Genomic DNA, 23,717 nt, shown 5'->3' on the forward strand with positions numbered 1-23,717 from the left:
CCTGTGAGGGTGTGCGCCCCGGCCGCCTCAGCCCACCGCGCCCTCCACCGCGCCCGGCCCCCCGCCGCCCACCGCGTCCCGCACCACGTCCGGCCTGTTGGTGATGATCCCGTCCACCCCGAGCCCCGCGACCCGTACCGCGTCCGCGGTCCCGTCCACCGTCCAGGTACTGACCCGTAGCGGCTTCCCGTGCGGGCCCTTCAGGCGGTGCACCGCCTCCACGTAGTCACCGGTGAGCGCCGCGTGCGCCGGATTGATCTGGTCCGCGAACGCCGCGTACGCGGGCAGATCGGCCACCGCGGGCGCGCCCAAGAAACCCGTCGTGAGGTCGGCCCGCCGCTGGTGCACCGCGCGGAGGCTCGCCGCGCCGAAGCTCTGGACGACGAGCCCGCCCTCCACGTGCGCGCGGTCCAGCCAGCCCTCCCGCCCCAGCACCCGCAGGATGTCCGCCTCGATCCCCGGGTACAGCTCGGGGGCCTTGATCTCCAGGAGCAGCTTCTGCCGGTTCCGCTCCACGGCGCCCAGGTACTCCTTCAGCGTGGGCACCCGGACGCCCTCCCAGCGCGGCCCGAACCAGCTCCCGGCGTCCAGCCGGGCGATCTCGGCGGCGGTGAAGTCCCCGACCTTCCACGGGGAGCGGCCGGGGAAGACCCGCTCCACATCGGTGGTCCTGGCGAGCGTGGTGTCGTGCAGGACCACCAGCTCCCCGTCCTCGGTCCGCTGGACGTCGTTCTCCACCCACTCGACGCCCAGGCCGGCCGCCGCGTCGACGGCGGCGAGCGTGTTCTCCGGCGCGTAGGCGGACGCGCCCCGGTGCGCGATGACGACCGGGGCGGGCTGTGCGACGGGGGCCCCGGCCGCGCCGCCGGAGTGCGCGGCCGGGGCCGCCGTCGTGCAGCCCGGCAGGAACAGCGCCGCGGCGGCCAGCAGTGCGGCCGTGGTCACCGGCGTGCGTGCGTACATGTGTGCTCCTCTGCTCCTGGTACCTGAAGTCGCGGCAGGAGAAAGCCCTTTCCCGCCTGCTTTTTTCGCCGTTTCCGGCTCAATGTCGACAAAACTCCGGGTAACTGTTTGCTTACCGGCCCGGCCGTCCTACCCTCGCCCCGGGCCGGGGCTTCCGCACAGGGAGCACAGGGCGCACCAGGGGCGAAGGGGCATACCGCTATGCAGGGGACGATCGACGGATTCAGCCACGGTCCCGGCACGGTCGTGGCGGCGCTTCTGGTGGCCTGCCTCGGCGCCGCGCTCGGCCTGCTCTGCGCCGCGCACTCCCTCCGTACCTCCCGTCCTTGGACGCCGGGCCGACTGGCACTGGGCGCCGCCGCGCTCGGCTCCGGTGTCTGGGGCATGTACCTCGTCGCGATGACCGGCTTCACCGTGGAGGGGATGCCGGTCGGCTACGACAGGTTCACGACGCTCGCCTGCCCGGTCGTCGGGAGTGTGATGGCCGCCGCCGGGATCTTCGTCGTCGGATACCGCGGATCCACGCCGCTGGCCCTCGTCACCGGCGGTACGGTCACCGGACTCGCGCTCGCCACCACGCACTACCTCGGCATGGACGCCGTCCGGCTGCCCGGGCGCCTGGAGTACGACACCTCGACCGTCGCGCTCTCCGTCCTGATCGGCGTCGTCGGCGCGACCACCGCGCTGTGGCTCGTCGTCTCGCGCCGGGGGCTCCCGCCCACCCTGGCCGCGGGAGCGGTGATGGGCGGCGCGGCGACCGGGATGCACTACGCCGGGATGGCGGCGGTGCGGGTCCGGGTCGGCGCGCCCGGCGCCGGGGGCGAGGCCACCTCGCCGACCGGCTTCCTCGCCGCCCTGCTGGTGGTCCCCGGGCTGGTCCTGCTGGTCACCGCCGTCGTCCTGCTGGGCGAGCGGCGCCGCGCCGCCTCCCGCCGCCACGGCCCCTGCGGGCGCGTCGGCGTCCCCCGGCAGCGGACCCGCCCGCGCCGGGCGGACCGGGGCCCGTCCGGGACCACCCCGTGGGCTCCCGAAGGCGACCGCGAGCGGACGCCCGCCAGGACCCCCCGCGCCGGCTCCCCGGACTTCCACGACTGGTGACCGGCCGCCCGCCGCGCGCCGCCCGCCCCCGCGCCTCCCGGCCGACCTGAGAGCGTCGGCGCAGGTCACGGCGGTGCGATCCCGACTGTCAGTGCGGGGCCGTACGGTTGATCCATGCGGCCTGTTTCCCAGATCGAACGTACGGTGGCGCCTTTCGAGGTCGTCAGTTCCTACCAGCCCAGCGGCGACCAGCCGACGGCCATCGCCGACCTGGAGAAGCGCGTCCGCGCCGGCGAGAAGGACGTCGTCCTGCTCGGCGCGACCGGCACCGGCAAGTCGGCGACCACGGCCTGGATGATCGAGAAGCTCCAGCGGCCCACGCTGGTGATGGCTCCGAACAAGACCCTGGCCGCCCAGCTGGCGAACGAGTTCCGCGAGCTCCTGCCGAACAACGCGGTCGAGTACTTCGTGTCGTACTACGACTACTACCAGCCCGAGGCGTACGTCCCGCAGTCGGACACCTACATCGAGAAGGACTCCTCGATCAACGAGGAGGTCGAAAGGCTCCGCCACTCGGCGACGAACTCCCTGCTCACGCGGCGGGACGTGATCGTGGTCGCCTCGGTGTCCTGCATCTACGGCCTCGGTACGCCGCAGGAGTACGTGGACCGGATGGTGCCGCTCAAGGTCGGCGACACGATCGACCGGGACCAGCTCCTGCGCCGCTTCGTGGAGATCCAGTACACCCGCAACGACGTCGCGTTCGCGCGCGGCACGTTCCGGGTGCGCGGCGACACCATCGAGATCTTCCCGGTGTACGAGGAGCTGGCCGTCCGCATCGAGATGTTCGGCGACGAGATCGAGGCGCTGACCACCCTCCACCCGCTCACCGGCGAGGTCATCAGCGAGGACAACGAGCTGTACGTCTTCCCGGCCAGCCACTACGTGGCGGGGCCCGAGCGCATGGAGAAGGCGGTCAACGGCATCGAGCGCGAGCTGGAGACCCGGCTCGCCGAGCTGGACAAGCAGGGCAAGCTCCTGGAGTCCCAGCGCCTGCGCATGCGGACGACGTACGACATCGAGATGATGCGCCAGATCGGCTCCTGCTCGGGGATCGAGAACTACTCGATGCACTTCGACGACCGCGGCCCCGGCACCGCCCCCAACACCCTCCTCGACTACTTCCCCGAGGACTTCCTGCTCGTCATCGACGAGTCGCACGTGACGGTGCCGCAGATCGGCGCGATGTACGAGGGCGACGCGTCCCGCAAGCGGACCCTCGTCGACCACGGATTCCGCCTCCCGTCCGCGCTGGACAACCGGCCCCTCAAGTGGGAGGAGTTCCAGAAGCGCATCGGCCAGACCGTCTACCTCTCCGCCACCCCCGGGAAGTACGAGCTGTCGCGCGGCGACGGCTTCGTGGAGCAGATCATCCGCCCCACCGGGCTCATCGACCCCGAGGTCGTCGTCAAGCCCACCGAGGGCCAGATCGACGACCTGGTGCACGAGATCCGCAAGCGCACGGAGAAGGACGAACGCGTCCTGGTCACCACCCTCACCAAGAAGATGGCCGAGGACCTCACGGAGTACTTCCTCGAACTGGGCATCCAGGTCCGCTACCTGCACAGCGACGTCGACACCCTGCGCCGCGTCGAGCTGCTGCGCGAGCTGCGCTCCGGGGAGTACGACGTCCTCGTCGGCATCAACCTCCTGCGTGAGGGGCTCGACCTGCCCGAGGTGTCGTTGGTCGCGATCCTCGACGCCGACAAGCAGGGCTTCCTCCGGTCGGGCACCTCCCTGATCCAGACCATCGGCCGGGCGGCGCGCAACGTGTCCGGGCAGGTCCACATGTACGCGGACACGATCACCCCGGCGATGGCCCAGGCCATCGACGAGACCAACCGCCGCCGGGAGAAGCAGGTCGCGTACAACACCGAGCGCGGCCTCGACCCCCAGCCCCTGCGCAAGAAGATCAACGACATCGTCGCGACGATCGCCCGCGAGGAGATCGACACGGAGGCCCTGCTCGGCACGGGCTACCGGCAGGGGAAGGACGGCAAGGCGGCCAAGGCCCCCGTACCGTCGCTCGGCGGGAAGGCCGCGACCGCCGCGAAGGGCGGCAAGGGCGGCAGGGCGGCCGCCCAGGGCGCGGTGCTCACCGACCGCCCCGCCGAGGAACTGGCCGGGATCATCCAGGAGATGACCGACCGGATGCGGGCCGCGGCGGCGGAGCTCCAGTTCGAGGTCGCCGCGCGGCTGCGCGACGAAGTGGGCGAGCTGAAGAAGGAGTTGCGGCAGATGAGGGAGGCGGGACAGGTCTGACGACCCGGGGGGCGGCGGGCCGTGCGATGTGTTGCAAGACCGACACAAAAACGGCCCATGTCTCCTGTTGCGACGACGTGACTGCGTAGGGTGCTGCGCAACCGCACACGGACGGTTGCGGGGGAACCATTCGAGAGGGGACAGCGCGTGGTGGACGTATCCAAGGGCAGTGCGCCCGGGGGCCCTGGGGTCAACCTGACCAAGGGTCAGGCCATCAGCCTGGAGAAGCGGGGCGGGGGCACCCTGACCGCGGTGCGCATGGGGCTGGGCTGGCAGGCCGCCCCGCGCCGGGGCCTGTTCGGCTCCCGCACCCGTGAGATCGACCTGGACGCCTCTGCGGTGCTGTTCGCCGACAAGCAGCCGGTCGACGTGGTGTTCTTCCGTCACCTCGTCAGCGACGACGGCTCGGTGAAGCACACCGGCGACAACCTGGTCGGCGGCGCGGGACAGGGCGGGGACGACGAGGCCATCCTCGTGGACCTCCAGCGGATCCCGGTCCACATCGACCAGATCGTCTTCACGGTGAACTCGTTCACCGGACAGACGTTCCAGGAGGTGCAGAACGCCTTCTGCCGCATCGTCGACGAGACCAACGGCCAGGAGCTCGCCCGCTACACGCTGGACGGCGGCGGGCAGTACACCGCGCAGATCATGGCGAAGGTGCACCGCGCCGGCGCCGGATGGCAGATGACGGCCCTCGGGAATCCGGCCAACGGCCGCACGTTCCAGGACCTGATGCCGTCGATCCTGCCGCACCTGTAGAGCGACCCGCGGATCAGGCCGCGGATCGGATCGCCGACACCACACGCACGGTACGTACCGGCACACGCAGCTCCCGGAGGCAGGCCACGGCCGCCGGGAGCTGCACCGTTGCCACCCGCACCGCACCGCTCACACGGCACCACCCACACCGCACCACGCGCACCGCACGAGACCGACGAGGGGACAGAGGCGATGACGGCCGAGCTGGTCCGGGGACAGAACCACCCCCTGCCGCACACCCGACTGGAGATACGGGTGACGGCCGGCGCGCCGGTCCTGGCCTGCGTCACCCTCGCCGACGCCGGGGGCACCGTCCCCGGCACCGAGTGGATCGCCCACCCCGGCTCACCCACGCTCCCCGGCGTCGAGGTCTCCCGCCAGGCCGCCGCCGCGCTGCGCTTCCACGTCGACCTGGAGGCCGTGCCCGAGCGCGTCCACCTGGTGCACGTGCTGTTCGCGCTCCCCGAGGGCGTGGGCGGCCCCGACCGCTTCGGCGGCACGGCCGCGCCCTTCGCCGCCGTCACCTCCACCGACGGCACCGAGATCGCCGGGTTCACCCTCACCGGCCTGGACACCGAGTCCGCCGTCGTCGCCCTGGAGCTCTACCGCCGCCAGGGCGCCTGGAAGGTCCGCGCCGTCGGCCAGGGGTACGCGGGCGGCCTCGCCGCCCTCCTCGGCGACCAGGGCCTCCCGGAGGCGCGCGCGTGCGCCGCCACCATCCAGGAGGCGGTCGCCCGCCACCTCGCGAGCGCCGTCCAGGCGCCCCTGCCCGCGGCGCCCGACGGGGCCCGCGCCCGCCCCGACTCACCGGCGCCCGGGCCCGCGGCCCCGCAACCCGGCCCCGTGACCCCGCCGCCGGCCCCGCCCGGCCCCGTACCGCCGCAGGCCTGCCCGCCCACCGGCGCGGGCGGAGCCGTCAACTACACGCACCCCGGCCGCCGCACCTCCACCCCGCCGCCCCCGCCCCCGGCCGCCCCGCCCGCCGCCCCCGGACAGCCCCCGCGCCCCGTCGCGGGCGACGCGACGGGCTGGTCCATGGACGAGCGCCTCTACAACCAGGTCTGGGGCATGTTCGAGGATCTGGCCCGCGCCGTCGCCGCGTACCGCAGCGCCGTCGACTTCGCCGAGTCCCGGATGGAACAGGAACTGGACCGCGTCCTGTCCGACCCCCGCAACCGCATCGGCCGCGCCGGCGACACCGCCCGCGAGGCGGCCCGCGCCAAGCACGACGAGCTGACCGCCCGGGCGCGCGAGGTCCTCGACCGCGACCTCGCCCAGCTCACCGCCGAGGCCGAGGTGGTCGAACCGGCCCTCCCCGCCGCCTACGCGGGCTGGGACAACCCCGTCTGGCACGCCTACCGCGTCCCGATGGAGATCCCCATGGCGCTGCGCCTCGGGGACGTACACCTGCCCGAGCGCCCCGACCTGCGGATCCCGATGCTCGTCCGGCTGCCGCTGGAGCGCGGGCTGTGGATCGACAGCGGCCGGCTCGGCTCCGAGGCCGCCATGACGATGGACGAGGACCGGCTGCGCCGGCTGGCCATGGACACCGCCGTCGTCCACGCGGCGCGCCTGCTGGCCGTCTACCCGCCCGGCGAGTTCACCGTCCACGTCATCGACCCCGCCGGGGCCGGAGCGGCCGCCCTGGCCCCGCTGACGTCCTCCGGGGTCCTCGACGGGCCGCCCGCGGCGGGCGCCGCCGGCGTCTCGGCCGTCCTCGCGAAGCTCACCCAGCGTGTCGACCTGGTGCAGATGGCCGTGCGGGGCGGGGCCGCCGAGTCCCTGCCGCCCGACCTCGACACCGCCGAACAGCTGCTGATCGTCAACGACTTCCCGCACGGCTTCGACGACCGGGCCGTGACCCAGCTGCGCTACCTCGCCGACGAGGGCCCGTCGGTCGGCGTGCACCTGCTGATGGTCGCGGACCGCGAGGACGCCCACGCGTACGGACCGGTGCTCGACCCGCTCTGGAGGTCCCTCCTCCGGATCACCCCGATCCCGGACAGCCACCTCGCCGACCCCTGGGTCGGCCACGCCTGGACGTACGAGCCGCCGACCGTCCCGCAGGGCAGCCGGGTGGTCACCCAGGCACTCGGACAGGTCGCGGCGGCTCGTCGCGCATGGCGCCGCTGACCTGCGCTCTTGGGATTCCTTTACCTTTTTCTTTACCTTTCCTTGGTCTTTCCTGTACTCTTCTGGGTATCGGAGGGGAGTACTCCCGTATCGCGACGTACCCGTCAATACGGACCGCAATCGGTCCCGGGGCGTCGGCCCGAGGAGCGGCGGTGGCCGTCCGGGTGGAGGAGACCTCCGGCAGCGACGACGCTGATCTTGTAGCCGTACGACGCCGGAGGCGCAGTGGACGTGTCATGGATCTTGTGGGCGACGACCATCCTCGGTCTGTCCGCCCTGATCGCGGTCGACTTCTTCATCGGGCGCAAGCCCCATGACGTGTCGATCAAGGAGGCGGGCATCTGGACGGGTGTCTGGATAGCCCTGGCGGTGGTGTTCGGCCTCGGCCTGATGGTGTTCGGCACGGGCCAGGCCTCGGGCGAGTTCTTCGCGGGCTTCATCACCGAGAAGTCACTCAGCGTGGACAACCTCTTCGTCTTCGTCCTGATCATGGCGAAGTTCTCGGTGCCCTCCCACCTCCAGCAGCGGGTGCTGCTGATCGGTGTGCTGATCGCCCTGGTCCTGCGGGCCGTCTTCATCGCCGCCGGCGCCGCGATCATCGCGAGCTTCTCGTGGGTGTTCTTCATCTTCGGCGCGTTCCTCATCTACACCGCCTGGAAGCTCGTCCAGGAGGCGCGCTCCGACGACGAGGACGAGGAGTTCGAGGAGAACCGCCTCCTGAAGTCCATCGAGCAGCGCTTCGGCGTCGCGGACAAGTACCACGGCACCAAGCTCTTCATCCGGAAGAACGGCAAGCGGGTCCTGACCCCGCTGATGGTCGTCATGCTCGCCATCGGCACCACCGACGTGCTGTTCGCGCTGGACTCCATCCCCGCGATCTTCGGCCTGACCCAGGACCCGTACATCGTCTTCACCGCCAACGCCTTCGCCCTGATGGGACTGCGGCAGCTGTACTTCCTGATCGGCGGACTGCTCAAGAAGCTGGTGCACCTCAGCTACGGGCTGTCGGTCATCCTGGGCTTCATCGGGGTGAAGCTGGTCCTCCACGCGCTGCACGAGCAGGGGGTGCACGTGCCGGAGATCTCCATCCCGGTGTCCCTGGCCGTCATCTGCGGTGTCCTGATCGTCACGACGATCACCAGCCTCATCGCCTCCAAGAAGCAGGCCGAGCGTGACGCGGCGGAGCCCGCCGCCGCGGACAAGGACAGCATCGAGGCCTGACCCGACCCGCCTCCGGCCTTCCGCCGCCCCCGGTCTACCGTGGGCGGCGGAATCGTACGCCGGGGGCGGGAAGGGAAGAGGGCACGTCGTGCTGCCGCAGCTCACGCTCGCCCGGGGCCTGTCCTCGTGGCGGCTGGACCCGGTCGCCGTGGCCGCCGTGGCCGTCCTCGGAGGGGCCTACGGCGCCGGGGTGGTACGGCTCCGACGGGCGGGACGGCGCTGGCCCGTCGCCCGGACCGGGGCCTTCGTGGTCCTCGGCCTCGGCACGATCGTGGTGGCCACGATGTCGTCCCTCGCGGTCTACGACCGGGTGCTGTTCTGGCCGGCGGCCGTGCAGAACATCCTGCTGGACCTCCTCGCCCCCCTCGGCCTGGCCCTCGGCGACCCCCTGGGGCTGGCCGCCGGGGACGGCGCGCTGCACCGGGCGCTGACCTCGCTCCCGGCGAGGGTGCTGACCTTCCCGCTGGTCAGCTCGCTCGTGGTGCTCGTGTCCGAGCTGACCATCTACTTCACGCCGTACTTCACCGCGTCGCTGCACCACGACGCGGTCCGCCGGCTGATGCAGGCCCAACTGCTGATCACCGGCTGCCTGTTCGTGCTGCCCATGCTCACCGGCCGGGACCTGCTGCCCCGCTGGTGCACCCACCCCGTCCGGGCCGCGCTGGTCTTCCTGGACGGGCTCTTCGACTCCGTCCCCGGCATCGTCGTCATGACCAGCGGGACGTCGGTGGCCGGCCGCTGGTACGCGGCGCAGGGGCGCACCTGGGGGCCGGGGGTCCAGCAGGACCAGCGGCTCGGCGGGGGACTGATGCTGAGCCTCGCGGAACTGGTCGCGCTGCCGTTCCTGATCGCCGTCTTCGCCGAGTGGTGGCGCGCGGACCGCGCCAGGTCCCGGGACCTGGACGCCCGCCTCGACCGCGAACTGGCGCCGGCCGCGCCGGCCGGGGGCGGCGTACCGGGGCCGGGACCGGATCTCGTACGCCCCTGGTGGGAGACGGAGGACGGCGAAGTGGGCCGGCGCATGCGCGACGGCCGCTGACGGGCCCCCGCCGGGGGGCCCGGGCGTCGTACGGACGCCTGGTGCGGGCGGCTACCAGCCCCGCGCGCGCCACTCCGGCAGGGAGGGCCGTTCGGCGCCGAGGGTGGAGTCGTCGCCGTGACCGGGGTAGATCCAGGCCTCGTCGGGCAGCGCCGCGAAGATCTTGGACTCCAGGCCGTCCATCAGCGTGCCGAAGTCCGTGGGGTTCCCGGTGCGTCCGGGGCCGCCGGGGAAGAGGCAGTCGCCGGTGAAGACGTGCGGGTGACCGTGCGGGTCGTCGTAGATCACCGCGATCGAACCCGGCGTGTGCCCCACCAGGTGCACGGCGGTGAGGCCGATCGCCCCCACCCGGATCGTGTCCCCGTCCTCGACCAGGACGTCGGTGGGGACGGGGATGGCCTCCGCGTCGTACCGCCCCGCGTACGTACGGGCCCCGGTGGCCGCCACGACCTCCGCCAGCGCCTGCCAGTGGTCCTGGTGGCGGTGGGTGGTGACGACGGACGCGACGGAGTCCTCACCGATCAGGGTCAGCAGCGTCCCCGCGTCGGCCGCGGCGTCGATCAGCAGTTGCTCACCGGTGGCCCGGCAGCGCAGCAGATAGGAGTTGTTGCCCATCGTGCCGACCTCGACCTTGGAGATCACCAGGTCGGGCAGTTCGTGCACATCCGCAGGTCCGCCGACCTTCACCGCTCCGCTGTACGTCATACGGCTCAGCCTATAGCGGGGGCAGGACGGGAAGGGGGCCGCTCGCGAACTCCAGTGCGGATCCGTCACGCCGCCCCGCGAGCCACCCCAGCAGGTCCGGCGCGGCGCCGGTGACGACGTCCGCGGGCCCGTCCCCGACGTCAGGCGTACGCCCCGTACGCCACGTGTGCCCGGCGGGGGTGGCCAGGGTCAGCGGGGGGACCGAGGCGTTCCCGGAGAAGCGGTCCGCGAGGAAGGTGATCTCCCGTTCGGTGAACTCCTCGGAGAGGTCCTCCAGCGTGCGGTCCAGGCCCAGGTCGACGTGGTGCAGCTCGACCTCGATCCAGCGCCGGAAGGGCACCCGCGCCGCGGCGTCGGTCACGCCGTTGCGCAGGGCGACGGTACGGGTCCAGTCGGCGGGGACGGCCGCGGAATGATGGAAGCGGGCCGCGGCGTTACGTACATCGGCGAGATGGACGTCGAGGGCCCTGGACGCGTCCCGCTCGATGTCCGCGTCCCGGGTGGCGCCGTCGGCGTACATGGGCCGGCCCTGGAGAACGTTGACCAGAGCGTCCGCGTTCCGCGCGAGATGGGCCAGGACGTGCCCCCGGCTCCAGCCCGGCAGCCGTGACGGCGCGGCGAGGCTCGCGTTGTCCAGTGAGGCAGCGGCGTGGAGGAGCCTTTCGTCCGCCTCGCGCAGGAGGGCCAGGTCCCGTACGTGATCAGTCATGGCGCCGACGATAGCGACCGCCTCGGGACGGCGTCCGCCACTCGATCGGGTGAAGGCGGCGGAGAACGGCCGTAAATCGAATGCACGTGCTATAAGCTCGGAAGAGGCATCCTGGCATGTAGGCAGAACCGCGTGGGCACCCGAAGACAGGGCTCCCCGTGCACCCCCATCGCTCTGGCGCGACCCCCTCAGGCTGCGAAGCCGCAAGGGGGGCTCCGCCCCTGTTTCCCTCCCCAGAAAGGTGCGGACCGGCGTGGCCGACCGTCTCATCGTCCGTGGCGCGCGCGAGCACAATCTCAAGAACGTCTCGCTCGACCTCCCCCGTGACTCCCTCATCGTCTTCACCGGGCTCTCCGGGTCGGGCAAGTCCTCCCTCGCGTTCGACACGATCTTCGCCGAGGGGCAGCGCCGGTACGTGGAGTCGCTGTCCTCGTACGCCCGGCAGTTCCTCGGTCAGATGGACAAGCCGGACGTCGACTTCATCGAGGGGCTGTCCCCGGCCGTCTCGATCGACCAGAAGTCGACCTCGCGCAACCCGCGCTCGACGGTCGGCACGATCACCGAGGTGTACGACTACCTCCGGCTGCTCTTCGCCAGGATCGGCAAGCCGCACTGCCCCGAGTGCGGCCGGCCGATCTCCCGCCAGTCGCCGCAGGCCATCGTGGACCGCGTCCTGGAGCTGCCCGAGGGCAGCCGCTTCCAGGTCCTCTCGCCGCTCGTCCGCGAGCGCAAGGGCGAGTTCGTCGACCTCTTCGCCGATCTCCAGACGAAGGGGTACAGCCGCGCCCGGGTCGACGGGCAGACGATCCAGCTCACCGAGCCGCCCACCCTCAAGAAGCAGGAGAAGCACACCATCGAGGTGGTCGTCGACCGCCTCACGGTGAAGGACAGCGCCAAGCGCCGGCTGACCGACTCGGTCGAGACCGCGCTGGGCCTGTCCGGCGGCATGGTCGTGCTCGACTTCGTGGACCTCCCGGAGGACGACCCCGAGCGCGAGCGGATGTTCTCCGAGCACCTCTACTGCCCGTACGACGACCTGTCCTTCGAGGAGCTGGAGCCCCGCTCCTTCTCCTTCAACTCGCCTTTCGGCGCCTGCCCCGAGTGCAGCGGTATCGGTACGCGCATGGAGGTCGACCCGGAGCTGGTCGTCCCGGACGAGGACAAGTCCCTGGACGAGGGCGCGATCCACCCCTGGTCCCACGGCCACACCAAGGAGTACTTCGGCCGGCTGATCGGCGGCCTCGCGCAGGCCCTCGGCTTCCGTACGGACATCCCCTGGGCCGGACTGCCCGCGCGCGCCAAGAAGGCCCTGCTGTACGGCCACAAGACGCAGGTCGAGGTCCGGTACCGGAACAGGTACGGGCGGGAGCGCGCGTACACCACCCCCGCCTTCGAAGGAGCGGTCTCCTTCGTGAAGCGGCGGCACGGCGAGTCCGAGACGGACTCCAGCCGCGAGCGCTTCGAGGGGTACATGCGCGAGGTGCCCTGCCCGACCTGCAAGGGCACGCGCCTCAAGCCGATCGTCCTCGCGGTCACGGTCATGGACAAGTCCATCGCCGACATCGCGGCCCTGTCGATCAGCGACTGCGCCGAGTTCCTCGGCCGGCTCAAGCTGAACGCGCGCGACAAGAAGATCGCCGAGCGGGTCCTCAAGGAGGTCAACGAACGGCTGCGGTTCCTGGTCGACGTCGGCCTGGACTACCTGTCGCTGAACCGCGCCGCGGGCACCCTGTCCGGCGGCGAGGCCCAGCGCATCCGGCTCGCCACCCAGATCGGCTCCGGCCTGGTCGGGGTGCTCTACGTCCTGGACGAGCCGTCCATCGGCCTCCACCAGCGGGACAACCACCGGCTGATCGAGACCCTGGTCCGGCTGCGGGACATGGGCAACACCCTGATCGTCGTCGAGCACGACGAGGACACCATCAAGGTCGCCGACTGGGTCGTCGACATCGGCCCGGGGGCCGGCGAGCACGGCGGGAAGGTCGTGCACTCGGGCCCGTTGAAGGGGCTGCTGACCAACAAGGAGTCGCTGACCGGGCAGTACCTGTCGGGGAAGCGGTCCATCCCGACGCCGGAGATCCGGCGGCCCGTGGACGGGAGCCGGCAGCTCACGGTCCAGGGGGCGCGGGAGAACAACCTCCAGGACATCGACGTCTCGTTCCCGCTGGGCGTGCTCACCGCCGTCACCGGGGTCTCGGGCTCCGGGAAGTCGACGCTGGTCAACGACATCCTCTACACGCACCTGGCGCGCGAGCTGAACGGCGCGAAGTCGGTGCCGGGGCGGCACACCCGGGTCGAGGGCGACGACCTGGTCGACAAGGTCGTCCACGTCGACCAGTCGCCCATCGGCCGGACGCCCCGGTCCAACCCGGCCACGTACACCGGCGTCTTCGACCACGTCCGCAAGCTCTTCGCCGACACGATGGAGGCGAAGGTCCGGGGATACCTCCAGGGGCGCTTCTCCTTCAACGTGAAGGGCGGCCGCTGCGAGAACTGCTCGGGCGACGGCACGATCAAGATCGAGATGAACTTCCTGCCGGACGTGTACGTCCCCTGCGAGGTCTGCCACGGGGCGCGCTACAACCGGGAGACGCTGGAGGTCCACTACAAGGGCAAGTCCATCGCCGAGGTGCTGGACATGCCGATCGAGGAGGCGCTCGACTTCTTCGAGGCGGTGCCGGCGATCTCGCGTCACCTCAGGACGCTCAACGAGGTGGGTCTCGGGTACGTACGGCTCGGCCAGTCCGCGCCGACACTCTCGGGCGGCGAGGCCCAGCGCGTGAAGCTCTCCAGCGAGCTCCAGAAGCGCTCCACGGGCCGCACGGTCTACGTCCTGGACGAGCCGACGACCGGCCTGCACTTCGAGGACATCAGCAAGCTCATCAAGGTGCTGTCCGGGCTGGTCGACAAGGGCAACTCGGTGATCGTGATCGAACACAACCTGGACGTCATCAAGACGGCGGACTGGGTGATCGACATGGGTCCCGAGGGCGGGAACGGGGGCGGACTGGTGGTTGCCGAGGGGACGCCGGAGCAGGTGGCGGGGGAGGCTGCGAGTCATACGGGGAAGTTCCTGCGCGAGATCCTGGACGCGGACCGCATCAGCGACGCCTCCCCGAAGAAGCCCACCCGCCGCCGCAAGCCCACACCCCGCTGACGCGCGGCTCCCCGATGTCCTCAATCGCCGGACGGGCTTCGGTTTGACGTCTGCCCGTGCGCGGGCGCGGCTTACCGATCGTCCTCAATCGCCTGACGGGCTTGATGTGCCCGCTGCGGCACGATCAAGCCCGGCTGGCGATTGAGGACATCTTTGACCCGCACGTGCAACAGGGCCTTACGCTCCCGCGCGGGCGCAGACCTCGGCCGCTGACTCCGCCGCGAAGGCGAGCACCTCCCGCCACCCCGCCGACCCCAACCCCACCACCCCCGCGGGGGACAGCGCGTCGCGGGTCGCCAGGGCGTGCAGCAGCGCGGCGTTCACCGCGTCGCCCGCCCCGATCGTGTCCACCACGGACACCTCCGCCGCCGGCACGGACACCTCCGTCCCGTCCGCCGTCCACACGGACAGCCCCTCCGCGCCCCGGGTCAGGACCACCGCCGCGGGCCCCCGAGCCGTCCACTCCGCCGGGACACCCCCCAGCCATTCCGCGTCGTCCACGGACAGCTTCAGCAGCGTCACGGACGGCAGCCAGCCGGTGAAGCGGGTCCGGTACGCGTCCGCGTCCGGGATCACCGCCGGCCGGACGTTCGGGTCGAGCAGCGTGAACACCCCGCGCGACGACTCCCGCCGCAACAGCGCCTCGTACGCGCTCGCCCCCGGCTCCAGCACCAGCGCGCACGTACCCAGGGCCAGCGCCCGCACCTCCGGCGGCAGCGCGTGCGGCAGTTCGAAGAGGCGGTCCGCGCTGCCCTCCGCGTAGAAGCCGAAGCCCGCCGAGCCGTCCGGGCCGAGCGCCGCGACGGCGAGGGTCGTGGGCTCGTGGCCCCGCTGCACCAAGGACGTGTCGACGCCCGCCGTCCGCAGGCCCTCCATCAGCATGTCCCCGAAGACGTCCTCCGAGATCCGCGAACAGAAGGCGGCGGGCGACCCGAGCCGGCCGAGCGCGACGGCCGTGTTGAACGGCCCGCCCCCGAGGCGCGGCAGCAGCGGCGCGGGCGTGGCGTTGTCCGTACGGTCCCCGGCGGCCCGCTGCGGCACCAGGTCGATCAGGGCTTCTCCGGCGACGACGATCACAGATCCGAACGTAACGCATACCCGCCGCACGCGAAGCCCCCCGACCCACCCCGACCCACCCCCGAGGCCGCCCCCGCCCACCCCGCCGGTATCGTCACGTATGTCACCCGCCCGCACCCCGCGGCGGCTCGGACGCCCCCTGACCTGTGGAGACACCATGCGCACCCCCCGCCGTACCGTGCTGAAGGGGGCCGCGCTCGCCGGCGCGGCCGGACTGGGGGTCGCGGCCTGCTCCACCGAGTCCAAGCTGGGCCACGCCCAGACGCCCACCCCCACGGCCCCCGAGCCGCTGGGCGCCGCGTCCGAGGTGCCCGTCGGCGGGGCGAAGCTCTACAAGGAGCAGCGGGTGGTCGTGTACTGCCCCGCGAAGGGCGAGTACAAGGGGTTCAGCGCCCAGTGCACCCACGCCGGCTGCCTCCTGGAGAAGCTCGAAGGCACGATCGGTGACTGCCCGTGTCACGGCAGCCGCTTCGACGTCACCACCGGCGAGGCGGTGCACGGTCCCGCGACGGTGCCGCTGCCGAAGGTCCCCATCACGCTGGAGGGCGACAACCTCGTCGCGGGCCCGAAGGCCTGACTCCGGGCCCTGACCCGGCCCGTACGCGGAGCACGCGGCGGACGACCTCAGGCCCAGTCCCAGTCGATCCCTACGATCCCGGGCCCGGCGCTCTCCTCCATCAGGTGGACCGTACGGTGCCGCCCGCCGACCGTGAGGTCCGTCCGGCCCCCGCGCGGCGCCCCCGCCGACGTACGCGTGAAACGGCGGCAGCGCACGGGCAGCGCCTCCGGGGCGAACCGCACCTGCATCACGTACTGCGCGGCGGCGAAGCTGAAGTTGCGGGCGTACTCGTTGCTCCGGCCTCCGGTGCCGTCCTCGAAGCCGTACGCGAACATCCAGGTATCGCCCGCGCGCAGCCGTACGTCGAACAGCAGCTCCGCGACCACCAGGCCCGCGCCCCGGTGCCGGCGTACCCGCCCCACCCGGCAGTTCTCGTGCCCCCGTACCACCACCAGGTCCGGTTCGCACCCCTCCTCCCCGTGGTGGATGGCGAGGTAGCGGTCGACACCGTCCCGGTGCGCCTTGACCACATGCCGCGAGTCGCGACCCAGCAGTTCCCGGACCGGGCCGATGCGGACGTCGTCCACCTGGAGGACGGAGTGCAGCCCGCCGTCCGCGGGCAACTCCAGGTCGGAGAGCAGCTGGTCCAGGACCCCGGCCTGCTCCGTCAGCGTGCGGTACGGCCGGGACCGGGGGCGCTCGGGACCCGGCGCCGGGCGTTCCGTGCCGAGGTGCCGGGTCAGCGCGCCGGCCGGCAGGTCGAGGATTTCCTCCAGGGCACGTACCGCACGGAGGGATTCGAGCCGCCGGGGCCGCCGCGCGCCCTGCTGCCAGTAACTGAGGCTGGTCACTCCCACGTTGATGCCGCGCAGCGCGAGCTGCCGCCGCACCCGGTGCAGGGCGAGCCCGCGCGCGGCCAGGGCCGTCCGCAGGGCGAGAGGGAACGGGCCGTCGCGCAACGCCTCCGCGAGCACGGTCTCCGCCTCTTCCGCGGGTACGGGGCTCCGCTCCATCCGCCGGCTCCTCTGTGAACATTCACGTCCGGTCATCGCGGTCCGCCGTCCTGGCCGGGGCCGCGGAGCAGCGCGGGCCGGGCGTTCCCCGTTCACATGGAGGCCGGGCCGTTCACACCGCGATGTCATCCCGCATTGAAGCGTGTTGACCTGTTCGGGACAACACCCGATGCTCCTCGTCAGCGTCCGGACGCGCTCCTCACCTCCACCCCGACCCTCACCAGGGGAGGAATGCCATGTCCTCTGTCCCCCACGTCACCCCGCGCACGGTGTCCCGCCGCCGGCCCCTCCGGCGGCTTTCGCTCACCGGCCTCGTCGCGGCCGTCCTGTTCGCCCTTCCCACCGCCACCGCCACGGCGGACAGCGCTCCGAGGACCGTTCCGGCCGCCGCGGCGTCCTCGCAACTCGGCATCTCCATGCAGGCCCAGCAGAAGTCCAACTGGTGCTGGGCCGCGGCCGGCAACACCATCGCGACCTGGTTCGGCCGGAACCACACCCAGAACGACTTCTGCAACGCGGCCTTCAACCGGGCCCAGGGCTCGACGTGCCCCAACAACCAGGCCACGCTCGCCAACGTGCAGACCGCCCTGCGCTGGTCCGGCATCAGCGCGGGCTCCTACATCACCGGGACCCTGAGCTACGCCACCGTGCAGAGCGAGATCAACGCGCGGCGGCCGATGGAGACCCGCATCCTCTGGTCGTCGGGCGGCGGCCACATGCACGTCCTCTACGGCTACGACACCGCGAGCAACTGGGTCTACTGGGGCGACCCGTGGGGCTCCAACAGCCGCTACAACTGGGCCTCCTACAGCTGGTACCAGCGCAACAGCGAGTTCTCCTGGACCCATTCCCTCTACCGGATCGGAGCGTGAGGCCGTGCGACACCCGACCGTCGGCCCCCTGACCGCCGCCGTCCTCACCGCCGCGTTCGTCGGTCTGACCCCCGCCGCGGCCATGGCGGCCGGCTCCCCGATCCCTCCCGGCCCTCCTCCCGCGCCGCCGGCCGCCTCGGCCCTCGCGGCCGCGGGCCGGGCGGCCGGGGCGGCCGACACCCTGGACACCCTGCGCCGCTTCTTCGCCGCGCCGGACCCGACCCGGGCGGCGGGGTCCCTCCGCAAGGAAACCGGCGGTTCCGGCGCGGCCCGCGTCGAAGGGGCCACCGTCCCCGTCCGCCTGCTCTCCACGGCCTTCGTGGCCGCCGAGCCCGGGTCGCGCGCCGCGCTCACCACCCCGGTGGCGAAGGTCGCGTTCCTGGCCACCGGAGCCGTCTCCGCCGACGGGCGCACGGCATCGGTGTGGACGGCGGAACAGGACGGCCGGTGGCAGGTCGTGAACATCGCCACCGGTGACGACGAGACCCGTTTCGCCGCGCTGGGTGCCGCCCGCCTCGCGGGCGGCACCGTCTTCCGCGAACCCCAGATCGACGCGTGGTACGTCCAGCGCGGCGACCGGGTCCTGCCGCTCGACCCGGAGGCGACCACCGCGATCGGCGCCGGGGGCACGACGCTCGGCGCCTACCAGCGCCGGGTCCACCGCTCCTACGGGGACAAGCTGCCCGGCTCGGCCTACGCGGGGGACGGCGCGGCGGGCGGATACGGCCCCGACGGGTCCCCCGCCCCGGTACCGCGCCCAGGACCCGCCGTCCGGGCCCAGGCCGCCCCCGGCGCAGACCCGGCCGCCCCCACCGGCTCCTCCGCGCCCGCTCCGGCACCGGCCGGCCCCGCCGTACTGCCCGTGGCCGGCGTGCTGCTGGCCCTCGGACTGGCCGCGGTGGCCGTCCTGCGTCCGCGGCGGCGCTGACGCGCGGCCAGGCACCGCGAACGCGTCGCTCCCACGGCCCCGGCGGGCGATTCCCGCCGGGGCCGTCGCGTCCCGCGTTGTCGGCGCTCGCCAGTAGGGTGGAGAGCATGGCCGACCCCTCCAGCTACCGCCCCAAGCCGGGACAGATCCCCGACTCGCCGGGGGTCTACAAGTTCCGCGACGAACACCACCGGGTGATCTACGTCGGGAAGGCGAAAAGCCTGCGCCCGCGCCTGTCGAGCTACTTCCAGGACCTGGCGGGCCTGCATCCCCGTACGCGCACGATGGTCACCACCGCCGCCTCCGTCGAGTGGACGGTCGTCTCCACCGAGGTCGAGGCGCTCCAGCTGGAGTACTCCTGGATCAAGGAGTTCGACCCCCGGTTCAACGTCAAGTACCGCGACGACAAGAGCTATCCGTACCTCGCGGTCACCCTCAACGAGGAGTTCCCGCGCGTCCAGGTGATGCGCGGCGCCAAGCGCAAGGGCGTGCGGTACTTCGGTCCGTACGGCCACGCCTGGGCGATCCGCGAGACGGTCGACCTGATGCTCCGGGTGTTTCCCGTACGGACGTGCTCCGCCGGGGTGTTCAAGAACGCGGCGCGGACGGGCCGCCCCTGCCTGCTCGGGTACATCGGCAAGTGCTCCGCGCCCTGCGTCGGCCGGGTCACCCCGGAGGAGCACCGCGAACTGGCCGAGGAGTTCTGCGACTTCATGGCCGGCCGCACCGGCGCGTACATCCGCCGCCTGGAGCGGCAGATGACGGTCGCCGCCGAGGACATGGAGTACGAGAAGGCGGGCCGGCTGCGGGACGACATAGGGGCGCTGCGCCGGGCGATGGAGAAGAACGCCGTCGTGCTCGCCGACGCCACCGACGCGGACCTGATCGCGGTGGCCGAGGACGAGCTGGAGGCCGCCGTGCAGATCTTCCACGTCCGCGGCGGCCGGGTGCGCGGCCAGCGCGGCTGGGTCACGGACAAGGTCGAGGAGGTCGGCACGGCCGGCCTGGTCGAGCACGCGCTCCAGCAGCTGTACGGGGACGAGACCGGCGACTCCGTACCGAAGGAGGTCCTCGTCCCGGCGCTGCCCGGCGACGACGCGGAGACGGCCGCCGTCACCCAGTGGCTCAGCGAGCGCCGCGGTTCCCTGGTGTCCCTGCGCATCCCGCAGCGGGGCGACAAGAAGGACCTGATGGCGACGGTCGGGCGCAACGCGCAGCAGGCGCTCGTCCTGCACAAGACCCGGCGGGCCAGCGACCTCACGACCCGCTCCCGGGCCCTGGAGGAGATCGCGCAGGCCCTGGACCTGGACAGTGTGCCGCTGCGGATCGAGTGCTTCGACATCTCCCACCTCCAGGGGGACGACGTCGTCGCGTCCATGGTGGTCTTCGAGGACGGCCTCGCCCGTAAGAGCGAATACCGCCGGTTCCAGATCAAGGGGCGGGTCGGCGACACGCAGGTCTGGCACGGCGAGGGCCAGGACGACGTCCGGTCGATGCACGAGGTGATCGCCCGCCGCTTCCGCCGCTACCTCCTGGAGAAGGAGAAGACGGGGGAGTGGACGGAGCAGGACCTCGCGGGCGAGACCGACGCCTCGGGCGAGGTCCCCGCGGCGCCCGAGGACGACGGCCGCCCCAAGCGCTTCGCGTACCCGCCGCAGCTGGTCGTGGTCGACGGCGGGCAGCCGCAGGTCGCGGCGGCCAAGCGGGCCCTGGACGAGCTGGGCATCGACGACGTGGCCGTCTGCGGGCTCGCCAAGCGCCTCGAAGAGGTCTGGCTGCCGGACGACGACGACCCGGTGGTGCTGCCCCGCTCCAGCGAGGGCCTCTACCTGCTCCAGCGGGTCCGGGACGAGGCGCACCGCTTCGCGATCACCTATCAGCGGGCGAAGCGGGCCAAACGCATCAGGACCAGCCCGCTGGACGACGTCCCCGGTCTCGGGGAGACCCGGAAGCAGGCGCTCATCAAGCATTTCGGCTCGGTGAAGCGGCTGCGACAGGCGACAATCGAGCAGATCTGCGAGGTGCCGGGGCTCGGCCGCAAGACGGCCGAGGCCGTCGCCGTGGCCCTCGCCCAGGCGGCCCCGGCCGCACCCGCCGTGAACACGGCAACAGGAGAGATCATGGATGACGACGGGGGCAGCACGCATGACTGAGCACGACCGGGACGGAGCGGAGCACGTGAGTACGGGCACCACGAAGGAGGCCGGTGAGGCCGTCGAGGCGGCCATCCCCGAGCTGGTGATCATCTCCGGCATGTCGGGCGCGGGGCGCAGCACCGCGGCGAAGTGCCTGGAGGACCTCGGCTGGTTCGTCGTCGACAACCTGCCACCCGCGCTGATCCCCACGATGGTGGAGCTCGGCGCCCGCTCGCAGGGCAACGTGGCGCGGATCGCGGTGGTCGTGGACGTCCGCGGCCGGCGGTTCTTCGACAACCTCCGCGAGTCCCTGGCGGATCTCGACGCGAAGGGCGTCAACCGCAGGATCGTCTTCCTGGAGTCGTCGGACGAGACGCTGGTCCGCCGCTTCGAGTCCGTCCGGCGCCCGCACCCCCTCCAGGGGGACGGCCGGATCGTGGACGGCATCGAGGCCGAGCGCGACCTGCTGCGCGAGCTGCGGGGCGACGCCGACCTGGTGATCGACACCTCCAGCCTCAACGTGCACGAGCTGCGCGCCAAGCTGGACGCCGGGTTCGCCGGGGACGAGAAGCCGGAGCTGCGGGCGACGGTGATGTCGTTCGGGTACAAGTACGGCCTGCCCGTCGACGCCGACCTGGTGGTGGACTGCCGCTTCCTGCCGAACCCGCACTGGGTGCCGGAGCTGCGACCCTTCACCGGCCTCAACGAGGAGGTGTCCGCGTACGTGTTCAACCAGCCGGGCGCCAAGGAGTTCCTCGACCGCTACACCGAGCTGCTCCAGCTGATCGCCGCCGGGTACCGCCGCGAGGGCAAGCGGTACGTGACGGTCGCCGTCGGCTGTACGGGTGGCAAGCACCGTTCCGTCGCCATGTCCGAGAAGCTCGCCGCCCGCCTCGCCGCCGAAGGCGTCGAGACCGTCGTCGTCCACCGGGACATGGGGCGCGAGTGACCGGACGCACCTTCCGCATGCGACGCCTGCGCCGGGGGACCCCCGCGCCGGCGTCGCGGGCTCGCGGTGCCCAGCCCAAGGTCGTCGCCCTCGGCGGCGGCCGGGGCCTGTCCGCCTCCCTGGCGGCCCTGCGCCGGATCACCGGCGACCTGACCGCCGTCGTCACGGTCGCCGACGACGGCGGCTCCAGCGGCCGGCTCCGCGACGAGCTGGGTGTCCTGCCGCCGGGCGACCTGCGCAAGGCGCTGGCGGCGCTCTGCGGTGACGACGACTGGGGCCAGACGTGGGCCCGGGTCATCCAGCACCGCTTCGTCTCCCGGGGCGATCTGCACGACCACGCGGTGGGCAATCTGCTGATCGTCGCCCTGTGGGAGCAGTTGGGCGACCATGTGCAGGCCCTGGACCTGGTCGGCAAGCTGCTCGGCGCGCACGGCCGGGTGCTGCCCATGTCGGCGGTGCCGCTGGAGCTCCAGGCGCTGGTACGGGGGCACGACCCGGCCCGCCCGGACGACGTCGACACCGTGCGGGGCCAGGCCACGGTGGCGCTGACCCGGGGCGAGGTGCAGTCCGTGCACCTGGTGCCGAACGACCCGCCCGCGGTGCCCGAGGCCGTCGCGGCGGTGCTGGACGCCGACTGGGTGGTGCTCGGTCCCGGTTCGTGGTTCTCGTCGGTGATCCCGCACCTGCTGGTGCCGGAGTTGCTCGACGCGCTGGTCGAGACGAAGGCCCGCCGGGTGCTGTCGTTGAATCTCGCACCACAACCCGGTGAAACCGATGGCTTCTCACCGCAGCGTCATTTGGAGGTTTTGGGGCGACACGCCCCTAAACTCGCCCTGGACGTGGTGCTCGCCGATGAGGCCGCCGTGCCTGACTGCGAGTCACTCGCCGATGCCGCCAAACGGTTCGGTGCCGCGGTCGAGCTGGCGCCGGTGGCAGCGACCGACAGTTCCCCGAAGCACGATCCGGAGCTGTTGGCAGCCGCGTACGACCGTATTTTTCGGATGCATGGAAGGATCGGCCCATGGCGATGACGCCAGCGGTGAAGGACGAGATCGCCCGCCTCCCCGTCACCCGGACGTGTTGTAGGAAGGCTGAGGTCTCGGCGATTCTTCGGTTCGCGGGCGGGCTGCACCTGGTGAGCGGCCGCATCGTGATCGAGGCGGAGCTGGACACCAGCATCGCCGCGCGCCGGCTCCGCAAGGACATCCTGGAGATCTTCGGGCACAACTCGGAGCTCGTGGTGATGGCCCCGGGCGGCCTGCGCAGAGGCAGCCGTTACGTCGTACGGGTGATCACCGGCGGTGACCAGCTGGCCCGCCAGACCGGTCTGGTCGACGGCCGGGGGCGCCCGATCCGCGGCCTGCCCCCGCAGGTCGTCTCCGGTGCCACCTGTGACGCCGAGGCGGCGTGGCGCGGGGCGTTCCTCGCGCACGGCTCGCTCACCGAGCCCGGCCGCTCCTCCTCGCTGGAGGTGACCTGCCCCGGCCCCGAGGCGGCCCTCGCCCTGGTGGGCGCGGCCCGCCGGCTCCAGATCGCCGCGAAGGCCCGTGAGGTACGGGGCGTGGACCGGGTGGTCGTACGGGACGGGGACGCGATCGGCGCCCTGCTGACCCGGCTCGGCGCGCACGAGTCGGTGCTCGCGTGGGAGGAGCGGCGGATGCGCCGCGAGGTCCGCGCCACGGCCAACCGCCTCGCCAACTTCGACGACGCGAACCTGCGCCGCTCGGCCCGCGCCGCCGTCGCGGCGGGGGCCCGGGTGGGGCGCGCCCTGGAGATCCTCGGCGAGGAGGTGCCCGAGCACCTCGCCGCGGCCGGGCGGCTGCGCATGGAGCACAAGCAGGCGTCGCTGGAGGAGTTGGGCGCGCTCGCCGACCCGCCGCTGACCAAGGACGCGGTCGCGGGCCGGATCCGCCGGCTGCTGGCCATGGCCGACAAGCGGGCCCAGGACCTGGGCATTCCGGGTACGGAGTCGACCCTCAGCGAGGAGATGGCCGACGGTCTCGTCGGCTGACGCTCCCCGCCCCGCACCACCGGGTGCCGCCCGCCTCCCCGGAGGCGGGCGGCACCCTTCGCGCTGTCCGATTTAGGTGTCTCCAGCACCTACCCCGCGCGTGCCCGATGTGCCCTTGACATGA

The 23,717-nt window shown here is 72.3% G+C and carries 19 protein-coding genes; 14 read left to right on the forward strand and 5 right to left on the reverse strand.

Features of this window, described 5'->3' with window-relative positions:
* Nucleotides 1-27: 27 nt before the first annotated feature.
* Nucleotides 28-963: a glycerophosphodiester phosphodiesterase gene (locus HA039_RS26235; protein WP_167033827.1), complete on the reverse strand. Its 936-nt coding sequence runs from the start codon at nt 961-963 to the stop codon at nt 28-30.
* 201 nt (nt 964-1,164) lie between these two features.
* On the opposite strand from HA039_RS26235, the gene HA039_RS26240 reads away from it, so the two are divergent.
* From HA039_RS26240 to HA039_RS26265, 6 genes are all read left to right on the forward strand, one after another.
* Entirely contained in the window at nt 1,165-2,061 is an 897-nt protein-coding gene (locus tag HA039_RS26240; RefSeq protein ID WP_243869755.1) for an MHYT domain-containing protein, read from the forward strand.
* A 114-nt stretch (nt 2,062-2,175) separates the two neighbouring features.
* Nucleotides 2,176-4,323 carry an excinuclease ABC subunit UvrB gene (uvrB, locus tag HA039_RS26245; RefSeq protein ID WP_167033828.1) on the forward strand — a complete coding sequence of 716 codons (2,148 nt, stop codon included), beginning with the start codon at nt 2,176-2,178 and terminating at the stop codon, nt 4,321-4,323.
* Between the two features lie 195 nt (nt 4,324-4,518).
* The gene (locus HA039_RS26250) at nt 4,519-5,085 is read left to right on the forward strand and encodes a TerD family protein (protein ID WP_167037641.1); all 567 of its coding nucleotides are present in this window, start codon (nt 4,519-4,521) and stop codon (nt 5,083-5,085) included.
* Nucleotides 5,086-5,277: 192 nt separating this feature from the next.
* Complete coding sequence (locus tag HA039_RS26255; protein WP_167033829.1) at nt 5,278-7,218, forward strand: TerD family protein; 1,941 nt, start codon at nt 5,278-5,280, stop codon at nt 7,216-7,218.
* Between the two features lie 225 nt (nt 7,219-7,443).
* A complete protein-coding gene (locus HA039_RS26260) occupies nt 7,444-8,439 on the forward strand; it encodes a TerC family protein (RefSeq protein WP_167033830.1) in 996 nt (331 codons plus the stop codon).
* An 88-nt stretch (nt 8,440-8,527) separates the two neighbouring features.
* Nucleotides 8,528-9,478 (forward strand): cytochrome c oxidase assembly protein, encoded by a 951-nt coding sequence (locus HA039_RS26265; protein ID WP_167033831.1) that lies wholly within the window; start codon nt 8,528-8,530, stop codon nt 9,476-9,478.
* A gap of 51 nt (nt 9,479-9,529) precedes the next feature.
* On the opposite strand, the gene HA039_RS26270 is transcribed toward HA039_RS26265, so the two are convergent.
* Nucleotides 9,530-10,183, reverse strand: coding sequence for an MBL fold metallo-hydrolase (locus HA039_RS26270; RefSeq protein ID WP_167033832.1), 654 nt, complete (start codon nt 10,181-10,183; stop codon nt 9,530-9,532).
* A 10-nt stretch (nt 10,184-10,193) separates the two neighbouring features.
* Complete coding sequence (locus tag HA039_RS26275; RefSeq protein ID WP_167033833.1) at nt 10,194-10,892, reverse strand: maleylpyruvate isomerase family mycothiol-dependent enzyme; 699 nt, start codon at nt 10,890-10,892, stop codon at nt 10,194-10,196.
* 253 nt (nt 10,893-11,145) lie between these two features.
* Between HA039_RS26275 and uvrA the strand changes: the two genes are divergently transcribed.
* On the forward strand, nt 11,146-14,049 hold the full coding sequence (gene uvrA, locus HA039_RS26280) for an excinuclease ABC subunit UvrA (RefSeq protein WP_243869757.1): 2,904 nt from the start codon (nt 11,146-11,148) through the stop codon (nt 14,047-14,049).
* A gap of 177 nt (nt 14,050-14,226) precedes the next feature.
* On the opposite strand, the gene HA039_RS26285 is transcribed toward uvrA, so the two are convergent.
* Complete coding sequence (locus HA039_RS26285) at nt 14,227-15,126, reverse strand: carbohydrate kinase family protein (protein WP_167033834.1); 900 nt, start codon at nt 15,124-15,126, stop codon at nt 14,227-14,229.
* 157 nt (nt 15,127-15,283) lie between these two features.
* On the opposite strand from HA039_RS26285, the gene HA039_RS26290 reads away from it, so the two are divergent.
* Complete coding sequence (locus tag HA039_RS26290; RefSeq protein ID WP_167033835.1) at nt 15,284-15,703, forward strand: Rieske (2Fe-2S) protein; 420 nt, start codon at nt 15,284-15,286, stop codon at nt 15,701-15,703.
* 47 nt (nt 15,704-15,750) lie between these two features.
* Here HA039_RS26290 and HA039_RS26295 read toward each other — a convergent pair whose 3' ends face one another.
* On the reverse strand, nt 15,751-16,698 hold the full coding sequence (locus HA039_RS26295) for a hypothetical protein (protein ID WP_167033836.1): 948 nt from the start codon (nt 16,696-16,698) through the stop codon (nt 15,751-15,753).
* Nucleotides 16,699-16,934: 236 nt separating this feature from the next.
* Between HA039_RS26295 and HA039_RS26300 the strand changes: the two genes are divergently transcribed.
* The 6 genes from HA039_RS26300 (at nt 16,935) to whiA (ending at nt 23,593) form a co-directional block, all read left to right on the forward strand.
* Nucleotides 16,935-17,570: a papain-like cysteine protease family protein gene (locus HA039_RS26300; protein WP_167033837.1), complete on the forward strand. Its 636-nt coding sequence runs from the start codon at nt 16,935-16,937 to the stop codon at nt 17,568-17,570.
* 4 nt (nt 17,571-17,574) lie between these two features.
* Nucleotides 17,575-18,498, forward strand: a complete 924-nt coding sequence (locus tag HA039_RS26305; protein WP_167033838.1) for a hypothetical protein — start codon at nt 17,575-17,577, stop codon at nt 18,496-18,498.
* Nucleotides 18,499-18,605: 107 nt separating this feature from the next.
* Nucleotides 18,606-20,651 (forward strand): excinuclease ABC subunit UvrC, encoded by a 2,046-nt coding sequence (uvrC, locus tag HA039_RS26310; RefSeq protein WP_167033839.1) that lies wholly within the window; start codon nt 18,606-18,608, stop codon nt 20,649-20,651.
* Nucleotides 20,644-21,582, forward strand: coding sequence for an RNase adapter RapZ (gene rapZ / locus HA039_RS26315; protein ID WP_167033840.1), 939 nt, complete (start codon nt 20,644-20,646; stop codon nt 21,580-21,582). The genes uvrC and rapZ overlap by 8 nt, the downstream gene beginning before the upstream one ends.
* Entirely contained in the window at nt 21,579-22,613 is a 1,035-nt protein-coding gene (locus HA039_RS26320) for a gluconeogenesis factor YvcK family protein (protein ID WP_167033841.1), read from the forward strand. The genes rapZ and HA039_RS26320 overlap by 4 nt, the downstream gene beginning before the upstream one ends.
* Nucleotides 22,604-23,593, forward strand: coding sequence for a DNA-binding protein WhiA (whiA, locus tag HA039_RS26325; RefSeq protein ID WP_041990916.1), 990 nt, complete (start codon nt 22,604-22,606; stop codon nt 23,591-23,593). The genes HA039_RS26320 and whiA overlap by 10 nt, the downstream gene beginning before the upstream one ends.
* Nucleotides 23,594-23,717 lie beyond the last annotated feature (124 nt).

The organism is Streptomyces liangshanensis (assembly GCF_011694815.1).
Lineage (GTDB): Bacteria > Actinomycetota > Actinomycetes > Streptomycetales > Streptomycetaceae > Streptomyces > Streptomyces liangshanensis.